The organism is Mycobacterium gordonae (assembly GCF_017086405.1).
GTDB lineage: Bacteria > Actinomycetota > Actinomycetes > Mycobacteriales > Mycobacteriaceae > Mycobacterium > Mycobacterium gordonae_D.
Genome location: NZ_CP070973.1, coordinates 2,818,834 through 2,836,121 on the forward strand (window position 1 = coordinate 2,818,834; position 17,288 = coordinate 2,836,121).

At 69.1% G+C, this 17,288-nt stretch carries 15 protein-coding genes; 6 read left to right on the forward strand and 9 right to left on the reverse strand.

Annotation, left to right across the window (positions count from 1 at the left end):
• Window positions 1-11: 11 nt before the first annotated feature.
• Genes JX552_RS12135 through JX552_RS12155 form a run of 5 tightly spaced genes read right to left on the reverse strand, consistent with a single transcriptional unit; the run spans window position 12 to window position 3,603 of the window.
• A complete protein-coding gene (locus tag JX552_RS12135; protein WP_205877640.1) occupies window positions 12-1,592 on the reverse strand; it encodes a polyamine aminopropyltransferase in 1,581 nt (526 codons plus the stop codon).
• A complete protein-coding gene (locus JX552_RS12140; protein WP_205877641.1) occupies window positions 1,589-2,047 on the reverse strand; it encodes a DUF350 domain-containing protein in 459 nt (152 codons plus the stop codon). The genes JX552_RS12135 and JX552_RS12140 overlap by 4 nt, the downstream gene beginning before the upstream one ends.
• A gap of 22 nt (window positions 2,048-2,069) precedes the next feature.
• Window positions 2,070-2,501 carry a DUF4247 domain-containing protein gene (locus JX552_RS12145; protein WP_205877642.1) on the reverse strand — a complete coding sequence of 144 codons (432 nt, stop codon included), beginning with the start codon at window positions 2,499-2,501 and terminating at the stop codon, window positions 2,070-2,072.
• On the reverse strand, window positions 2,498-2,992 hold the full coding sequence (locus tag JX552_RS12150; protein ID WP_205877643.1) for a DUF2617 family protein: 495 nt from the start codon (window positions 2,990-2,992) through the stop codon (window positions 2,498-2,500). The genes JX552_RS12145 and JX552_RS12150 overlap by 4 nt, the downstream gene beginning before the upstream one ends.
• A 5-nt stretch (window positions 2,993-2,997) precedes the next feature.
• The gene (locus JX552_RS12155) at window positions 2,998-3,603 is read right to left on the reverse strand and encodes a DUF4178 domain-containing protein (RefSeq protein WP_205877644.1); all 606 of its coding nucleotides are present in this window, start codon (window positions 3,601-3,603) and stop codon (window positions 2,998-3,000) included.
• Window positions 3,604-3,738: 135 nt separating this feature from the next.
• On the opposite strand from JX552_RS12155, the gene ruvC reads away from it, so the two are divergent.
• From ruvC to JX552_RS12180, 5 genes are all read left to right on the forward strand, one after another.
• Entirely contained in the window at window positions 3,739-4,293 is a 555-nt protein-coding gene (gene ruvC, locus JX552_RS12160; protein ID WP_205877645.1) for a crossover junction endodeoxyribonuclease RuvC, read from the forward strand.
• Window positions 4,290-4,886, forward strand: coding sequence for a Holliday junction branch migration protein RuvA (gene ruvA / locus JX552_RS12165; protein ID WP_205877646.1), 597 nt, complete (start codon window positions 4,290-4,292; stop codon window positions 4,884-4,886). The genes ruvC and ruvA overlap by 4 nt, the downstream gene beginning before the upstream one ends.
• Entirely contained in the window at window positions 4,883-5,929 is a 1,047-nt protein-coding gene (ruvB, locus tag JX552_RS12170) for a Holliday junction branch migration DNA helicase RuvB (RefSeq protein WP_205877647.1), read from the forward strand. The genes ruvA and ruvB overlap by 4 nt, the downstream gene beginning before the upstream one ends.
• Before the next feature lie 10 nt (window positions 5,930-5,939).
• Window positions 5,940-6,326, forward strand: a complete 387-nt coding sequence (locus JX552_RS12175; RefSeq protein WP_205877648.1) for a DUF1304 domain-containing protein — start codon at window positions 5,940-5,942, stop codon at window positions 6,324-6,326.
• A gap of 160 nt (window positions 6,327-6,486) precedes the next feature.
• Entirely contained in the window at window positions 6,487-7,152 is a 666-nt protein-coding gene (locus tag JX552_RS12180; RefSeq protein ID WP_205877649.1) for a hypothetical protein, read from the forward strand.
• 109 nt (window positions 7,153-7,261) lie between these two features.
• Here JX552_RS12180 and JX552_RS12185 read toward each other — a convergent pair whose 3' ends face one another.
• From JX552_RS12185 to JX552_RS12200, 4 genes are all read right to left on the reverse strand, one after another.
• The gene (locus JX552_RS12185; RefSeq protein WP_205877650.1) at window positions 7,262-10,771 is read right to left on the reverse strand and encodes a PE family protein; all 3,510 of its coding nucleotides are present in this window, start codon (window positions 10,769-10,771) and stop codon (window positions 7,262-7,264) included.
• A 678-nt stretch (window positions 10,772-11,449) separates the two neighbouring features.
• The gene (locus JX552_RS12190; RefSeq protein WP_205877651.1) at window positions 11,450-12,139 is read right to left on the reverse strand and encodes a GAF and ANTAR domain-containing protein; all 690 of its coding nucleotides are present in this window, start codon (window positions 12,137-12,139) and stop codon (window positions 11,450-11,452) included.
• A gap of 106 nt (window positions 12,140-12,245) precedes the next feature.
• Window positions 12,246-15,806, reverse strand: a complete 3,561-nt coding sequence (gene car, locus JX552_RS12195; protein ID WP_205877652.1) for a carboxylic acid reductase — start codon at window positions 15,804-15,806, stop codon at window positions 12,246-12,248.
• A 140-nt stretch (window positions 15,807-15,946) separates the two neighbouring features.
• Complete coding sequence (locus tag JX552_RS12200; RefSeq protein WP_205877653.1) at window positions 15,947-16,411, reverse strand: MarR family winged helix-turn-helix transcriptional regulator; 465 nt, start codon at window positions 16,409-16,411, stop codon at window positions 15,947-15,949.
• Window positions 16,412-16,470: 59 nt separating this feature from the next.
• On the opposite strand from JX552_RS12200, the gene JX552_RS12205 reads away from it, so the two are divergent.
• Window positions 16,471-17,280: an alpha/beta fold hydrolase gene (locus JX552_RS12205; protein WP_205877654.1), complete on the forward strand. Its 810-nt coding sequence runs from the start codon at window positions 16,471-16,473 to the stop codon at window positions 17,278-17,280.
• The last annotated feature ends 8 nt before the right edge of the window (window positions 17,281-17,288 follow it).

A 17,288-nucleotide genomic window follows, 5' to 3' on the forward strand; every position in this document is an offset into this window, starting at 1 on the left:
AACCACAGGCATCAGTCGTAACCCCGCCGCATGTCCGCCACGACTCGCGGGTTGTCCAGCGTGGACGGCTCCATCGGACGTGGCCGCACGTCCTCGGAGAACACCGTCGCGGCGTCCAGCACGCGCTGGTCCAGGTAGCGCAAGGAGGGAGCATCGCGCGGCAGCGCCGCCGCCGGCGCGGCGTCGCCGCGGCGGGCCAGGACGAAACCCCAGTCACCGAAGGTGGGCACGTGCACGTGATACGGGGTGACCGCAAAACCGCCGGACCGGATGGTCGAGACGGTGCGCCAGAACGCCTTCCGCGTCGAGAACGGGCTACCGGCTTGCACCACCATCAGGCCGCCCGGTGACAACACCCGGTCGACCAGCGCATAAAACTCTGTCGAATACAGGCGGCCCAGCACGGGCGTGTCCGGATCGGGCAGATCGACGATCACCGCGTCGAACCGGTCGGTCCGCGGGCCGCGCAGCCAGGTCATGGCGTCGTCGATCACCAGCTGCACGCGTGGGTTGTCCAACGAGCCCCCGTTGGCGTCGCGCATCGTGGTGCGTGCCAGTTCGACAACCGCCGGGTCCAGCTCGACCTCAGTGATCCGGCGCAAGCCGGGCTGGCGCAGCAGTTCGCGCGCCGCCAGCCCGTCGCCGCCGCCGAGCACCAGAGCCGACTGGGCGCCACCTCCGAGGGCCGGATAGACCAGGCTTTCGGTATAGCGGTATTCGTCCCGGGTGGAGAATTGCAGATCCCCGTCCAGGTAGAGGCGCATGTCGCGGTCGCGACGGGTGATTACGATGTCCTGATAGGCAGAGTGCCGGTGGGCGATGATCGGGTCGGCGTAGAGCCGCTGGCGGCTGGAGAGCTCGATCTCCCGGGCGTTTACCAGCAGGATCACCAGCAGCGTCAACGCCGTCGTCAGTGCGCCCAGCGCCGCCGCCAGCTGGCGCGCCGACACCAGCCGCCGCAGCAGAAACACCGCTACGATCGCCGCGGCCACCAGGTTGACAATGCCGGTGGCCGCGGCCCCGCGGATCATGCCCAGCTGAGGCAGCAGCAGGAACGGCCAGGCCAGCCCGCCGACCAGGGCGCCCAGGTAGTCGGCCGCGGTCAAGTTGGCCAGCGTACGTCCGGTATCGGTGGCCAAATCACTGCGCGGGTCCCAGGGCCCCTGCACCCGGCCGCGCTGCAGCAGCGTCATCAACAGCGGCACCTCGGCGCCGACCAGGCAACCGATCAGCCCGGTGCTCACCGCCAGCACCAGCGTCGAACCGTTGACGAAAGCGAACGCGACATACAGGGCCGCGGCGGACAGTCCGCCGACGATGCCTAGGAGCACCTCCACAGCGATGAAGGTGATCGCGGCACGCGCCAGCAGCGGTTTGATCAGCAGCGCGCCCAGCCCCAACGCGGCGATGTAGCCCGCGACGATCAGCGATGTCGCCACGATGCCGCCGCCGTTCAGGTTGGTCGACAATGTCAGCATCGCCAGTTCGTAGACGATCCCGCACGCCGCGCAGGCCGCCACCGCGGCCAGCAGGACGGCGCGCCACCGTCCCAGCGACGGTGAGACCGGTTCGGCGGCAGCGGTCGTCGTCATAACAATGCGGCCGCTGTGACTCCACCGACGGCCAGCAGCATGGCCGCGGTGGCAAAGGCCGCCGGATGCAGGGTCGGTTCCTCGACGTGTTCGTGGAAGTTTCCCGGCACCGCGATTCTCAGAATGAACAGGGCCAGTCCCTGCAAGATCACACCGATTCCGCCGTAGATCGCCACTCCCAGCAGGCCCTCACCCAGCTGATTGGAGCTGGTGGTAATGGCCGCGATGATCACGATGGCCAGTGCGGCATACATCGCGGTGGCCAGGATGGCGGCGTTGGGCCGTCGTTCCAAGAACACCAGCCGACGCAGATTGCCCGGAGTGAGCACGTCGACCATCAGGAAGCCGGCGATCAGCACGGCGATGCCCACCGCGAAGTACAGGACGGTGGCGACGGCTCCGCGCAAGATGGGATCGAGACTGACGCTGCCGAACTCCACCGCGCTGTAATTCATGAACGTCCTCCTTCGCGAATACCTACTTGACACCGCCCGGGCCGCCCGGACTGCCACCCGAGCCGCCCGATGGGGATCCGGGCGTGAACCCGGGGCCGAGGAAGACATAGGAGCCGTGACCGTATCCCGCGCCCAGGTCTTCGACCCGGATGCTGCACGCACGGGTGCCCTCGGGCCCGACGATCACGACATTCCTGCTGTAACGCAGGTACTCACTGCCGCCATTCGACGCGCGCGCCGCGGGCGTCTTGTAGTGAGCCAGTGTGTCGGCGACCTGCTTGGGCGATCCCGCACAGACATAGCGCTTCGTGCTGGCGTCGTGCGCGTACTCCTGATAGTGACCGGCGATGTACTCGCCGATATCCCGGCTGAGCAACACGATCCCGGAGACCAACGAGACCGTGGCGGCCAGCGCCAGCCCGCCGGCGATCACCAGCAGACGGTTGCGGCTCACGGCTGCCACCGGCTCGCCGTGTGGACCACCGTGCCGCCCGGCCCGGTGGGGTAGAGGTGCCAGGTCTGCCAGCGCCAGCCGTCGCCGTCGGGCTCGGCGGTCAGCGCGGTCAGCGCGGCGTCATCGCCCGGGAATACCCCGCCCAGCCAGCCGGGTACGCGGGCGCACCGGTCACGTAAGTCTTTGGCCAGGGTGCGGAAGGCGGCTTCATCGTGCGTCGCGCTGTGCGATTGAAGTCGGTAGCCGGGCGCATCCGAACGCGCGGGCAGCTCACCGCCGGTGGCGCAGGAGACCTGCTCGGAGAACTGGCCGGCGCCGTGTTGCACGGTGACGACATGGGAGGCGCCCAGGACGCCGAGCAGCAGGACACCACCGCCGGGGTGTTCCAGTCGATAGCTGGCCAGGGGAGGGGGCGCCGCCGCATTGAGCGCCAAAGCCAATCGTGCCCCGGACACGTCGGCAGGAGCTACCGCTAGGTGGTGGAGCGGCACCGCGATTAGCCCGCGGGTGCGGGATAGACGGTGATCTCACCGGTGAGGACGGTCCTGCCCGTGGATATCTCCCACGGCATGTCCGGCGCCCACCGCTCGAACGAAAGCAGCGTGGCTTTGTCGGCGCCGGAGTAGTCGACGTAATCCATCTCGCCGCCCGCCGGCAGACCCGTCGTGCCCTCGGTGGTGTAGCCGGCGTGCCCACGCTCCACTTCGTGCATGGTGACGCCGTCGACCGTGGGCGCGCCGCCGGGCTGCAGGTCGAGATCGGTGCGCTTGGACCACATCGCCAGCTCGAGGCGACCGTCGTCTTCTTCGACGCTGAACCAGACCGGCTCCTCACCGCCTTCGAGCAGGTGCTCCCACCATACGAACGGGCCCTCGCGGTAGGTGACGGAGCCGCGGACCACGTAATCGGTGCTGCCGTGGCTGATGATGGCGCCGGGACCGAGTTGGCGAGGCCCGAATTCGGTGGGCAGGCCGGTGAACGCGAGCGGGTCCGGCCGGCCGCCGGGTTTCCGGGACGCAGGCTTCTTCTTGAAGGCATAGACGAGCACCAGCAGCGACGCGATGAACAGCGCTACCGCGATCACGATCAGCTGTGCTCCCACACCAAACCCTTCCCTAGTGCGCATAACCTAACTCACGGCCGCGGCGCGTGTCCCTCACCGGCGATGTCGCATCCAGCGGCTAGGCTATCGAACAGCTGTTCGGAACTTCGGTCTTGACAACGTTGGGGAGCTGCGGTGCGGGTGATGGGTGTTGATCCCGGCTTGACGCGGTGCGGGTTGTCGCTGGTGGAAAGCGGCCGCGGGCGGCACATCACCGCGTTGGACGTCGACGTCGTGCGCACCCCGTCCGACGAGCCGTTGCACCGGCGACTGTTGGCGATCAGCGATGCCGTCGAACACTGGCTGGACACCCACCACCCGGACGTGCTGGCCATCGAGCGGGTGTTCTCCCAGCTCAATGTCTCCACGGTGATGGGTACGGCGCAGGCCGGCGGGGTGATCGCGCTCGCGGCCGCCAAGCGTGACATCGACGTGCACTTCCACACGCCCAGCGAAGTGAAAGCCGCGGTCACCGGCAACGGCAACGCCGATAAAGCGCAGGTCACCGCGATGGTCACCAGAATTCTGGCGTTGCAGGCCAAGCCCACGCCGGCCGATGCCGCCGATGCGCTGGCGCTGGCCATCTGTCACTGCTGGCGGGCGCCGATGCTGGCCCGGATGGCGGCCGCCGAGGCTCAGGCGGCGCAACAGCGCAGCAAGTATCTGGCCAAGTTGAAGGCCGCCCGATGATCGCCTCGGTGCGTGGCGAGGTGCTGGAGGTGGCACTGGATCACGCGGTGATCGAGGCGGCGGGAGTCGGGTACCGGGTGAATGCGACACCGTCGACGCTGTCCACGCTGCGGTCGGGCACCGAAGCGCGGCTGATCACCGCGATGATCGTGCGCGAGGACTCGATGACGCTGTACGGGTTCTGCGACGCAGAGACTCGCGATCTGTTCCAGACGCTGCTCTCGGTCTCCGGCGTGGGGCCACGGTTGGCGATGGCGACGCTGGCCGTCCACGACGCGACGGCGCTGCGTCAGGCATTAGCCGACGGTGACGTCACCGCGCTCACCCGGGTGCCCGGCATCGGCAAACGCAGCGCCGAACGGATGGTGCTGGAACTGCGCGACAAGGTCGGCGCCGTCGCCGGCTCCGGCGCAGCGGCGGCGGGGGTGAACGGTCACGCGGTTCGCGCTCCGGTGGTGGAGGCGCTGGTCGGGCTCGGTTTCGCCGTCAAACAGGCCGAGGAAGCCACCGACAAGGTGTTGGCCGCCGACCGGGACGCGTCCACTTCGACGGCATTGCGGGCCGCGCTGTCGCTGCTGGGTAAGGCCAAATGAGCGAGTACCCCGACGATTCCGAAGAGCGTGACGTCTCGCCCGCCCTGGCCGTCGGCGAGGGTGACATCGACGGCAGCCTGCGCCCCCGGTCGCTGCGGGAATTCATCGGCCAGCCGCGGGTACGCGAGCAGCTGCAGCTGGTGATCGAAGGAGCCAAGAACCGCGGTGGCACCCCCGACCACATCTTGCTGTCCGGGCCACCTGGCCTGGGCAAGACGTCGTTGGCGATGATCATTGCCGCCGAACTCGGGTCGTCTTTGCGGGTGACGTCGGGGCCGGCTCTGGAACGCGCCGGCGACCTCGCCGCGATGCTGTCCAACCTGGTCGAGCACGACGTGCTGTTCATCGACGAGATCCACCGCATCGCCAGGCCCGCGGAAGAGATGCTGTACCTGGCGATGGAGGACTTCCGGGTCGACGTGGTGGTCGGCAAAGGTCCGGGAGCCACCTCGATTCCGTTGGAAGTCGCGCCGTTCACGCTGGTTGGGGCGACCACCCGATCCGGTGCCCTGACGGGCCCGCTGCGCGACCGGTTCGGGTTCACCGCGCACATGGACTTCTACGAGCCGGCCGAGTTGGAGCGGGTGCTGGCCCGGTCCGCGGGCATCCTGGGCATCGAACTGGGCGCTGAAGCCGCGGCGGAGATCGCGCGCCGCTCGCGGGGCACGCCGCGGATTGCCAACCGGTTGCTGCGTCGCGTGCGTGACTTCGCGGAGGTGCGCGCCGACGGCATCATCACCCGCGATGTCGCGAAGTCCGCGCTGGAGGTCTACGACGTCGACGAGTTGGGGTTGGATCGGCTGGACCGGGCGGTGCTCTCAGCGCTGACCCGCAGTTTCGGCGGCGGTCCGGTGGGAGTGTCGACGCTGGCGGTGGCGGTAGGCGAAGAGGCTGCGACCGTGGAGGAGGTGTGCGAGCCTTTCCTGGTGCGCGCGGGAATGGTCGCGCGCACGCCGCGAGGCCGGGTGGCCACGGCGCTGGCCTGGACGCATCTGGGCATGACGCCACCCGTCGGGGTCTCGCAGCCCGGGCTGTTCGACTAGGAGGACTTGGATGGTCACCGCCGCTTTGATTTTCGCCGCGCTGGCCGCGGTCCTGCACGTCTACATCTTCACGATGGAGTCGCTGACGTGGACTTCCAAGCGCACCCGTGCGACGTTCGGCACCACGGTCGAGGAGGCCGAGACCACCAAGCTGCTGGCCTTCAACCAGGGCTTCTACAACTTGTTCCTGGCCATCGTGTCTGGCATCGGCATCGCCGCAGTGTTCACCGGCCACCGCGACGTCGGAGCAGCGCTGGTATTTGCCGGGGTCGGCTCGATGGCGGCGGCGGCGGTGGTGTTGTTGTTGTCGGCGCGGGACAAGGCGCGCGCCGCGGTGACGCAGGGGCTGTTTCCGGTGATCGCGGTGGTGCTGCTGCTGGTCGGGCTGCTGACTTAACTCCCGCAACACCAGTGCCTGCATACCTTGGCCCCACCTCGTTCGAGCGACCAACAACGGCAGCGAAAATCACCGGCTTAGCTGTGTTCGGTGGACGCAGCGGGTGCTTTAACGCCGGTATGTCCGGGTATCCCCCTTGGTATCTACCGAGGGAGATGTCATGAAAACCATCGAGGACCGCCCCGCCCGGGGAGGAATCCCGCGCTCGCGCGGCGCCGTGATCGGACTGCTTTTGGTGATCCTGGGCGCCTGGGGCGCGCTCATCCCGTTCGTCGGCCCCAACTTTGACTTCGCCTACACGCCCGGCCAGGCGTGGACGTCCGCGCGTGGTTGGCTCGAGGTGCTGCCAGGCGTGGCCACGGTACTCGGTGGTCTGCTGGTCATCGTCTCGCGTAACCGCGGCAGCGCCCTGCTCGGCGGCTGGCTGGCGGCGCTGGGCGGGGCCTGGTTCGTGGTCGGCCGGACGCTCTCCCCGTTGTCGGGCATCGGCTCGGCCGGCGACCCGGTGGGCGCCACCGACCGCAAGCGCGCCGCGGTAGAACTTGCGTACTTCTCTGGATTGGGTGTCCTGATCGCCTTCCTGGCCGGAGCGGCGTTGGCCCGCGTGGCGTTCCGGCTGGCGCGCGACGTGCGGTCCGTCGAGCCAGCGGCACATCCGGTGGAACCGGCTGCCGAACCTCAGTACAGCGGGTTGGTCGAACCCGAGCGCGACGTGTCGACCGACGCGCTGACCACGCCGCGGGACCGGTTCGCACCGGCCAGCGGGGCCGAGACGCGCCGCGGGGGGTTGTTCCGGCGCCACCGAGCGCCGGTCACACCTCAGTAGGTAGCCGGTCGTCGACACCACAACGATCGCTGGTTACCGGTCGTCTGGGCCCATTGCGTTCGATGCACGCTGCAGGGCTTAACGCCCTGCCACGAGCAGGCAGCGGGGATCAACTCGATTGACCGGCGCCACCTTCGCCGGAGGCCCCAAAGATAAATTGATACGCCGTGCCGCCGCCGCCGCCGCTGCCGGTGGTGTTGCCGCCGTTACCTCCCCGCGCCGTGAATGAGCTGCCGCCGCCCGCGCCGCCTGCGGTGCCATCACTGCCCGCGACGCCGTCCTGAAAAATCCCGAAGGTGCCGGTGTCCGCCGTCCCGCCTTGGCCTCCGCCACCGCCGATTGCCGGGGCGCCGGTGCCGCCAGCCCCTCCAGTACCGAGATTGCCTGCGCCCAGGGAAAACGCATTGCCGCCAGCGCCACCGTTTCCGGCGATGGCACCTGCGTCTCCCGCCGCGCCACCGCCTCCTCCGCCGCCGCCGAGAGCTTTGCCCTGCGTGACACCGCCGCCCCCGCCCCCGCCGCCGCCGGCTCCGCCCCTGCCACCGATCTCCCCTGAAGCGGCGGCGCCTCCTCCTCCACCGCCACCGAAACCTCCGAGCGCTGCAGATTGGGTGTGGGGGTCGGTTGCTGCTCCTCCGTTCCCACCGTTGCCGCCCCCGCCGCCGAGGCCGCCGACGGCCCCGCCGCCTCCGCCAGCGCCGCCGCGTCCGCCCGCACCCCCGCCACCGCCGCCGCCACCCAGCGGGTTCAGATTCTGGGCAGTCATCTTGCTCTGACCGCCGACGCCGCCGATGCCTCCGTTACCGCCTTGCCCACCCGCACCGCCTGCGGTGCTGCCCGCACCCGGGGCCCCGCCGGCGCCGCCGATGCCGCCAGTACCGCCCTGACCGCCGATTGCACCAGTTACGGAAGCGGGGGTTGCGGAGGTGACGGGGGCCCCGGCGCCGCCGGCGCCGCCGGTGCCGGCGGCCCCGCCGACCCCGCCGGCGCCACTTCCGATGCCGTTGATTCCGGCGCCGCCGGTGCCGCCGGTGCCGCCGGTGCCGCCTTGGCCGCCTTGGAAGCCCGCTGTTGGGGCGGTCGGGTCGGGATTGCCGTCTTGGCCGGTGGCGCCGTTGCCGCCGGTGCCGCCGTGACCGCCGGTGCCGCCGGTGCCGTTGGCCCCGGCCGCCCCGCCGTCGACGCGGGCGCCGGCGGCTCCGGCGGAGCCGCCGGTGCCGCCCTGGCCGCCTTGGGCGCCTTTGCCGCCGCCGGTGTCTCCGGTGATGGTGATGCCGGTGTTGTTGCCGCCGTTGCCGCCGGTTCCTCCTTGGCCGCCGGTGCCGCCGGCGCCGGCTTGGCCACCGCCAAATCCGTTGAATCCGGCGCCGCCGGTGCCGCCGGTGCCGCCGGTGCCGCCTTGGCCGCCTTGGAAGCCCGCTGTTGGGGCGGTCGGGTCGGAGGTGCCGTCTTGGCCGGTGGCGCCGTTGCCGCCGGTGCCGCCGTGACCGCCGGTGCCGCCGGTGCCGTTGGCCCCGGCCGCCCCGCCGTCGACGCGGGCGCCGGCGGCTCCGGCGGAGCCGCCGGTGCCGCCCTGGCCGCCTTGGGCGCCTTTGCCGCCGCCGGTGTCTCCGGTGATGGTGATGCCGGTGTTGTTGCCGCCGTTGCCGCCGGTTCCTCCTTGGCCGCCGGTGCCGCCGGCGCCGGCTTGGCCACCGCCAAATCCGTTGAATCCGGCGCCGCCGGTGCCGCCGGTGCCGCCGGTGCCGCCTTGGCCGCCTTGGAAGCCCGCTGTTGGGGCGGTCGGGTCGGAGGTGCCGTCTTGGCCGGTGGCGCCGTTGCCGCCGGTGCCGCCGTGACCGCCGGTGCCGCCGGTGCCGTTGGCCCCGGCCGCCCCGCCGTCGACGCGGGCGCCGGCGGCTCCGGCGGAGCCGCCGGTGCCGCCCTGGCCGCCTTGGGCGCCTTTGCCGCCGCCGGTGTCTCCGGTGATGGTGATGCCGGTGTTGTTGCCGCCGTTGCCGCCGGTTCCTCCTTGGCCGCCGGTGCCGCCGGCGCCGGCTTGGCCACCGCCAGATCCGTTGATTCCGGCGCCGCCGGTGCCGCCGGTGCCGCCGGTGCCGCCTTGGCCGCCTTGGAAGCCCGCTGTTGGGGCGGTCGGGTCGGAGGTGCCGTCTTGGCCGGTGGCGCCGTTGCCGCCGGTGCCGCCGTGACCGCCTGTGCCGCCGGTGCCGTTGGCCCCGGCCGCCCCGCCGTCGACTCCGCTCCCGCCCGCTCCGGCGGAGCCGCCGTTTCCGCCGTGACCACCCTGGGCGCCGATGCCGCCGCCGGTGGCCCCGGTTGTCGTTGTCCCGGTGGCGTCTCCGCCTCGGCCGCCGCCACCACCGTCGCCTCCGGTGCCGCCTTGGCCGCCGGCACCGCCATGAAGCCCGCCAATACCAACACCGCCGTCGCCGCCTTGGCCGCCCGCACCGCCGTTGCGGCCCGTCCCGCCCGGCAAGGGGTTGGCATCTGATTTGCCGATCGCGCCGGCATCACCCTGGCCGCCGGTCCCACCGGTGCCGCCCACCCCGCCGGTGCCGGCGCCCCCAGCGGTTCCCCCGGTGCCAAGGTATCCGCCGTTGCCGCCGGCGCCGCCCGCTCCGGCGGCACCGCCGTTGCCGCCGGTCCCGCCGTTGCCACCGTCGGTGTCAAATCCCGCGCCGGTGCCGCCGGTGCCGCCTTGCCCGCCCGCTCCGCCGATTCCGCCGGCTCCACCCGACCCGCCTGCACTCAGCAGCCCGTAGCTGGCCCCCCCGTCTCCGCCGACACCGCCCGCCCCGCCGGCGTACCCGAGGCCGCCTTTGCCGCCCAGCGGTCCCGCTCCCGCGGTACCGGTCGTGCCGATGGCGCCGGCCCCACCGGCCCCGCCCGTACCGCCCGCGCCGGCGCCTCCACCGATCAGGGCCCGCCCGGCGCCTCCCGTACCACCGGTTCCACCTGTCCCGCCGACACCTGCCACGCCGGCTCCGCCGGCACCTCCGGCGCCCCCGGTGCCGCCGAATCCGTTCAACAGCCCCCCGACACCTCCGGCGCCCCCGGTGCCGCCCGCGGCCCCGGCTGCGCCGATCCCGCCGGCTCCACCCGCCCCGCCGTTGCCGAACAGACCGGCATCCCCACCCCTTCCGCCAGTCTGGCCGGCGGGCCCCGATCCGCCGTTGCCGCCGTTACCCCATAGGATTCCGCCCGCTCCGCCTGCCTGCCCGGTGCCTGCGGCGCCGTTGTAGCCGTTGCCGATGAGCGGGCGTCCCAGGAAGGTGTTGGTCGGTGTGTTGATCAACGCGAGCACGTTTTGCTCGAGTATCTGAAGTGGGGCGAGGTTGGCAGCCTCGGCCGCGCCGTACGCTCCCGCGCCGGCACTCAGTGTGCGCATGAACTGCAAGTACGACTGCGCGACCTGCGCGCTAAGCGTCTGGTACTCCTGTCCGAACGTGCCGAACACCCTCGTCACGGCCGCGGACACCTCGTCGCCGGCCAGCGGGACGATCTCGGTCGTCAGAGGTGCCGCGACTAAATCGGCCGCTCGGAGTATCTCGCCGATACCATGCAAGTCGCCCGCAGCTACGGCCAACACCTCGGGCGATGCAATGACAAATGACGACATATTCGATACTCCTTGGTTCGCAATTGCCGATCGGCGATGAATGCCCGGTAACGCTACCGCGCCGGCGCAAATTCGTCATCAATTTGAATCATCAAATTGGACTATTCTGTGCGGTTTAGCATCGACGATGACACTCGATGAAGCGCGACGTTCAGGTAATGCCCGACCCGGATCGTTGGTGGGGGGTGTTAATGCGCGGAAGAACCTGTCCTACAGGGGATTTTTGGACTTGTTGAATGTTCGAGGCTCGCTGTGGGAAGGCACTCACTACGTGAAGCGGACGTAGTGGTCGTCGCTGACCGGCTGAACCTGCCCGGTTGGCCGAGGCGGATGCGAGTCATCGTGCGGCGCTAAACGACTCCGCCCCGGGGCCGCGCTGTCGATCCCAGCCTCACACCAGCTGCTGCGAACCGGGAACCCGGAGAACCGCAGACCGCCAGCGCCAGCCTGTGGTGAAGTATGCCCCGCACGCCAAGAACCCCAGTGCAACCGAGCCGTCGCCGGTCAGCGCGAAAAGTATTCGAGGATCCTTCGTGCTTTCATCCTACTTGTGGGTGGCGTAATTCGGCTAGGTGTTGGAAAACCTAGAATCATTAATCAGAATCGGATTTCAATTCTTAGAACCAGCAACTGCCGAATTCACTACTCGGTGCTGCCTCGGGCAGTTAAAAAGGCCGGTCAGTGATTCGCGCGGGTGTCGATGACTCGCTGTGCAATATCGACCAGTGAGGTGTTGCTCTCTTGGGAGAGCCGGCGCAGCATGTCGAACGCCCGCACGTCGTCGACGTCGAAGCGCTCCATGATGATGCCTTTCGCCTGGCCGATGCGGTCCCGGCTCGCCACCGCGGATTGCAGGTTCTCACTGTGATGACTGGCCATGAGGGCGGCCGCGGCGTGGGCGGCCAGCACCATGCCGATGGTCTGCCGCTCGGCATCCCAGTTCGTCGGCCGGCACCCGAACAGGTTCAGCGCCCCCGCGGTGCGTTCGTGGGTGTAGAGCCGGAAGGACATTCCGCTGAGCACGCCCAGCTGCTGGGCGGCGGCCGAGTACGCAGGCCACCGGGTCTCGCGGCGGAAGTCTTCGGTGCGCACCAAGACTTCGTCGAGCGCTGCATCGATGCACGGCCCCTCGCCGAGGGCGTGCTGCAGTGCGTCCAGCTCGTGCGGCAGGTCATCGGTACCGCCGATCGACTCGAAGTGGCCGCCTTTCTTAATCAGCAGGATTCCGGCCGTGTCCACGCCGGCGATCAGGTCCACCGCCGCGGCGGCTACTTCGGTGAAGATGTCCTCGGCCTGACGGGGTGCGGCGAGGGTGCGGGCCAACTCGGCCATTCGCAGGGCCAGATCATGGTTGGAGGGCTCAGACATGGGCTTGAGTTTGCCCGCCATAACCGTTGTCAAACCGGGGGCTTGCGCCCGACACCAGTGCGGGCGCCCGGCCGTGACGACCGGACGCCCGCTCCAGCTGTGGCGCCTACAGCAACCCGAGTAAGCGCAGATCGCTCACGTACTTGGCGATGATCGCCGGTGTGACGTGCGGGATGTCCTTCTCGGGGCCGATCTTGGCCTCTTGCACCGCCGTGCGGAACGCGTCGGTGGGAGCGATCGACCCGTTGATCGGCTTCTCCGGCTTCTGGTAGTTGTGCAACAGCGGCAGCAGCGAGGCATTGCGCTGCTTCTCCGGGAGGCCACGCAGGGTGGTCTCGAATCGCTGCAACCACTCGCCGTAGTCGGCGATCCGCTGGACGGCGCATCCGCCCGAGATCATCCAATCGACGAACTCGTCGAAGCCGATGCCGTCGTCGTAGGGGTTCATCACGTGGTAGGTGGCAAACCCGTCGCCGCTGCGCGCGCCGAGCACCGCCACGGCTTCGGCAATGAACTCGACCGGCAGACCGTCGTAGTGGGCTCGCTGCCGGTTACCCTCACCGTCCAGCTCGTAGAACGAAGCGGGTGCGATGCCGGTGGCAGCCAGGCTCAAGATCGTCCGGGTGAACATGTCCGGCACGTTGAGCTGGCCCGCCCAGGTGGTGTCGGCCAGGATCATGTCGCAGCGGAACACCGCGACCGGCAGACCGCACAGGTCGTGCGCCTCGCGCAGCAGCACCTCGCCGGCCCACTTGCTGTTCGCGTAGCCGTTGGCGTAACCGTCGTCGATCCGGCGGGTTGAACTGATCTGCCGAATGTCGGCTTCCTCGGTGAATTCACCCGACGCGATGCCGCCGCCGACCGCAATCGTCGAGGTGTAACTGAAGGGCTTGATCTTGCTGGTCAACGCCAGCCGGATCAGCTCCGCGGTACCCAGCGCGTTCGGTCCGAACAGCTGGCTGTAGGGCAACACGTGGTTGACCAGCGCAGCCGGGTCGACGATCACGTCCACCGTCTCGGCCAAGCGCTGCCAGGTGGCGCGGTCCAGACCGAGGTCCGCTTCGCCTTTGTCGCCGGCCAGCACCTCGAGATGCTTGGCGGCCAGTTCCCGGTAGTGCGCCAGCAGCTTGGGGTCGCCGCTGTCGAACGTGCCGTCCAGGCGGGCGCGGGCATCCTCGTCCGATTTCGCGCGCACCAGGCAGATCACCTTGCCGTCCACCAGCGCCATCCGCTGCAGCCATTCCAGCGCCAGATAGCGGCCCAGGAAGCCGGTGGCTCCGGTCAGCAGCACGGTGCGCACCTGGTTGCCCGGAGCCGGAAGGATGGCTGCCGCCGCCAGCGTGTCGGCGTCGATGAACTTGTCCAGCGTGAGGTCACCGGCGTGCACCTCCACGGCGTCGCGGCCGTGCACCGACGCGAACGTGGGCCGTTTGGAGCCCGGCTGACGCGCCGCCTCGATATAGGAGGCCAGCGCCTGCAGGTCGTTGGCCGGGCTGACGATGACGCCTACCGGCACCTCGACCCCGAAGATCTCCTGCAGCAGGTTGGCGAAGGTCAACGCCGACAACGAGTCCCCGCCGAGGTCGGTGAAGTGCGCGTCGGGGGACAGGTCGCTGCTCGCGGTGCCCAGCATCGCGGCCGCGGCCCGGCTCACCGTCTCCAGTACCGGTCCGTGGACTCCGGCGCGACGCAGCTCGCTCAGTTCGCTGGCCTGGCCGGCGGCCAGGTCGGCGTAGAGCTGTTCCAGCCGCTCACCGTAGTGCGCCTTCAGCTTCGGCCACGCCAGCTTGCGGATACCGGTCAACAGACCGTTCTCCAGGGTGAACGGGGTGGTCTCGACGATGAAGTCGCGCGGTACCTCGTAGGACTGCAGACCGGCGTCTTTCGCGACGTTCTGCAGCGAGTCGGCGATCATCGGCTTCAGCGCCTCGACGCCGTGCGCAGCCAATGCGTCGTCGGTCGGCACTACGACAGCCAGCAGGTAGGGGTGCGCGCTGTTTCCGTAGACGTAGATCTGCCGGACCAGCGAGCTGTTGCCGAACACGGCTTCCAGCTTGGCGACGGTGACGAATTCGCCCTGGGCGAGCTTGAGCACGTTGTTGCGGCGGTCGACGTAGCGCACCTGGTTCGGAGCGACTTCGGCAACGACGTCACCGGTGCGGTAGTAGCCGTCCTCGTCGAACACGCTGGCCGTGATCTCGGGGCGCTTGTAGTAACCGGGGAACAGGTTCTCGGTCTTGAGCAGCAGCTCCCCGCGGGGGTAGGGCTGATCGGTCGTGAAGTAGCCGAGGTCCGGCACGTCGACCAGCTTGTAGTCGATGACCGGCGGCCGCTGCACCTCGCCGTCGAACAGCACCATTCCGGCCTCGGTGGAGCCGTAGCCGTCCAGCAGGTGCATCTCCAGTAGCGACTCCGCCCATTTCTTCAACTCCGGGGAGGTAGGCGCCGAACCCGTCATCGCGAAGATGAAGCGACCGCCCAGCAGGTTCTCCCGCTGGTCGACCAGGACCTCGGCCTCAACGGCAGTGCGGTCCCCGCCTTCAAGCAACCGGGCCGGATGGCCTGGCTCCTCCTCCGACTCGTGCCTCGTCGGCATCGTCGCCAGGCGGCGGTCCACCTCGCTCTGGAACTCGCCGTAGAGCGTCTCCCAGATGCGCGGCACGAAATTCATCTCGGTGGGCCGCACCAGCGCGAGGTCTTCCAGGAACGTCGACAGGTCGCTCTTGGCGGCGAAGAATGCGGTGCCGCCGTTGCCGAGGGTGCCGTACAGGATCCCGCGTCCCATGACGTGGCTCATCGGCATGAAGTTCAGGGTGATCGACGCCGCGGTCGGTCCGAACCAGTTCTTGGCCGACCGGCGGAACATCTTGCCGACGTTGCGCTGCGGGTACATCGCGCCCTTGGGTGCGCCAGTGCTGCCGGAGGTGTAGATCAGCAGGGCCAGGGCGTCGTCGGCGAGCTCTGCGTGTGGTCGGGCCGGCGTCGCCGCACCGCGCTTGAGGACCTCGCCCAGCGTCTCGACAGTCACATCGAGGTCCGCGAGCGCGGCCACGGCGTTTTGCAGTGCCTCGCGTTCGTCGTCGACCTGTGGGTGGTAGTCGAACACCACCAGCTTGCCGGGCACGACGGCGGCCGCGTGGAACAGCTCGACGGCGTCAGTCAGCTGATTGACGCTCGCCGCGATCAGGCTGGGCTCGGTCTCGGTCACGATCGGCTGCAGCTGAGCGATCGCCGCGCTGGTCTGCAGCGGCACCGACACCGCCCCGATCTGGCCGAGTGCCATGTCGATCGTGGTGTAGTCGACGCTGTTGAAGCCCAGTACGCAGACCCGGTCACCGGGCTGGACGTCGGCGCCGGCGAGGGCGCGTCCGAACGCAGCGATCCGCTCGCCGAGTTCGCGGTAGGTGATGGTCTCGTACCGGGGAAGCAGGTTCAGCGAGGTCCGACCGGTTGCCGGGTCCGCGACGAATTCCACGGCCCGCTGGCCCAGTGCCGGCCGCTCGGCGTAGCCGTCGATCAGGGTCTGGATGACCTGGGGGAGTCGCAGGTCGGGGTCTTCCAATGCCTCTGCCACCACCGGGTCCGGCCGCGCCGCGGCGAACTGGGGATCGGTGGCTGCAAGTACTTCGGCGCGGCGGGCGATCCGCTCCTCGTGTGTGGTCGTCATATCAGATCCTCTTTGAAATGAACCGGAAGAATGAAATCTAGGTGGCGCGCCATTGCGCTGACAGAAAGAACGTTAGCTAAAGTAAAGATATTCCTCAATGTCGAACGGCTGCATGTTGGCTGTGAATTGCGCCACCGGCTTCACGCGCGGGCATCGTCGGGGTCCAGTGCGTCGAGCAGTCGCTGCATGGTCGTGCACATATGTGTGAAGTCTTCGGTTCCCACCAGCTTTGACCAGCGTGCCTCGATATCGGCCACTCGATCGCCGGCGTCGGCGAGCAGGTGTTGGCCGCGGTCGGTGAGATCGATCAGCTTGGCACGGCCGTCCTGGGGGTCGGGGCGACGGGTCAGGTAGCCCAGCGCCGCGAGGTCGTTCACCAGCTCCGACGTCGCGGCGAGGCTGAGCTGCGCTCGTGCCGCCAGCTCGGTGAGGCGGATGCCGCCCATTCGAATGTTGCCGAAGATCTGCAGGTGTGGATCGCGAATATCGCCGTAGCCCTGCTCGGCGTGTGGCGCTGCCAGATCGGTTCGAAACTGCCTTGTTAGCCGCACCAGCAATTGACCGACCGCTTGCCTGTCCGTGGGCAGGTCCCTTGACGACGCCATGGCTTGCGACAATACTACGGTTACCGAAGTTTCGGTTTCCGAAGTAAATGAGGGCGATCATGGGCGAGGATGAGTTCGTTTCCACCTGTTTGGGTCGGTTGTACGTGCAACGCCGGGGGAATGGACCGGTCACGGTCCTGTGGCACAGCCTGTTCCTCGATTCCCGGTCGTGGAGGCCGCTGATGGACGCGCTCGGCGAGGTCGCGCCGCAGCGCACGTTGCTCACGATCGACGGGCCGTCGCATGGCCGTAGCGCGCCGGTCACCCGTGACTTCACTTTCGACGAATGCGCGCATGCCGCGGCCGACGTGCTGGACGGGCTCGGAATCGACGAGCCGGTCGACTGGGTCGGCAACGCTTGGGGCGGGCACATCGGCATTCTGCTGGCCGCGGTCAAACCCGAACGGATTCGCACCCTCACCACGATCGGTACCCCGGTGCACGGCATCAGCACCCGCTTCCGGGTGACCAAGGCCTGGCCGCTGGTTGCCTTGTACCGCCTGTGCGGGCCGACCCGGCTGGTGTGCGATCCGCTGTCGACGGCCCTGCTGGGTTCGGACGACTCGGCCGAGGTCATGGCGGCGTTCCGGCAGGCCGACCGGATCGGTATGTATCACGCCGCACGGTCGATGATGCTCAAGCGGCCCGATCTCCATGACCGGCTGCCGCAGATTGCGGCGCCCATGCTGATGCTGGCCGCCCACGACGACGACGAAGGCTGGCCGCCGCAACAGGCTGAGGCCGCCTGCGCCACCATGCGCAACGCACGTGTTGAGGTGGTGACGGGCGGCGGGCGGGTGGCGCCGCTACTGGTGGATGCGAAGACGGTCGCGCGGACGCTGGTCGATTTCTGGGCGGGGCCGGTCTGAGCCGACCG

Excerpts from the sequence above, each read along its gene's own strand:
- JX552_RS12140 (WP_205877641.1), bottom strand. The coding sequence starts at position 2,047 with ATGAATTACAGCGCGGTGGAGTTCGGCAGCGTCAGTCTCGATCCCATC.
- JX552_RS12135 (WP_205877640.1), bottom strand. The coding sequence starts at position 1,592 with ATGACGACGACCGCTGCCGCCGAACCGGTCTCACCGTCGCTGGGACGG.
- JX552_RS12205 (WP_205877654.1), top strand. The coding sequence starts at position 16,471 with ATGGGCGAGGATGAGTTCGTTTCCACCTGTTTGGGTCGGTTGTACGTG.
- JX552_RS12200 (WP_205877653.1), bottom strand. The coding sequence starts at position 16,411 with ATGGCGTCGTCAAGGGACCTGCCCACGGACAGGCAAGCGGTCGGTCAA.
- JX552_RS12185 (WP_205877650.1), bottom strand. The coding sequence starts at position 10,771 with ATGTCGTCATTTGTCATTGCATCGCCCGAGGTGTTGGCCGTAGCTGCG.
- car (WP_205877652.1), bottom strand. The coding sequence starts at position 15,806 with ATGACGACCACACACGAGGAGCGGATCGCCCGCCGCGCCGAAGTACTT.
- JX552_RS12190 (WP_205877651.1), bottom strand. The coding sequence starts at position 12,139 with ATGTCTGAGCCCTCCAACCATGATCTGGCCCTGCGAATGGCCGAGTTG.
- JX552_RS12180 (WP_205877649.1), top strand. The coding sequence starts at position 6,487 with ATGAAAACCATCGAGGACCGCCCCGCCCGGGGAGGAATCCCGCGCTCG.
- JX552_RS12175 (WP_205877648.1), top strand. The coding sequence starts at position 5,940 with ATGGTCACCGCCGCTTTGATTTTCGCCGCGCTGGCCGCGGTCCTGCAC.
- ruvB (WP_205877647.1), top strand. The coding sequence starts at position 4,883 with ATGAGCGAGTACCCCGACGATTCCGAAGAGCGTGACGTCTCGCCCGCC.
- ruvA (WP_205877646.1), top strand. The coding sequence starts at position 4,290 with ATGATCGCCTCGGTGCGTGGCGAGGTGCTGGAGGTGGCACTGGATCAC.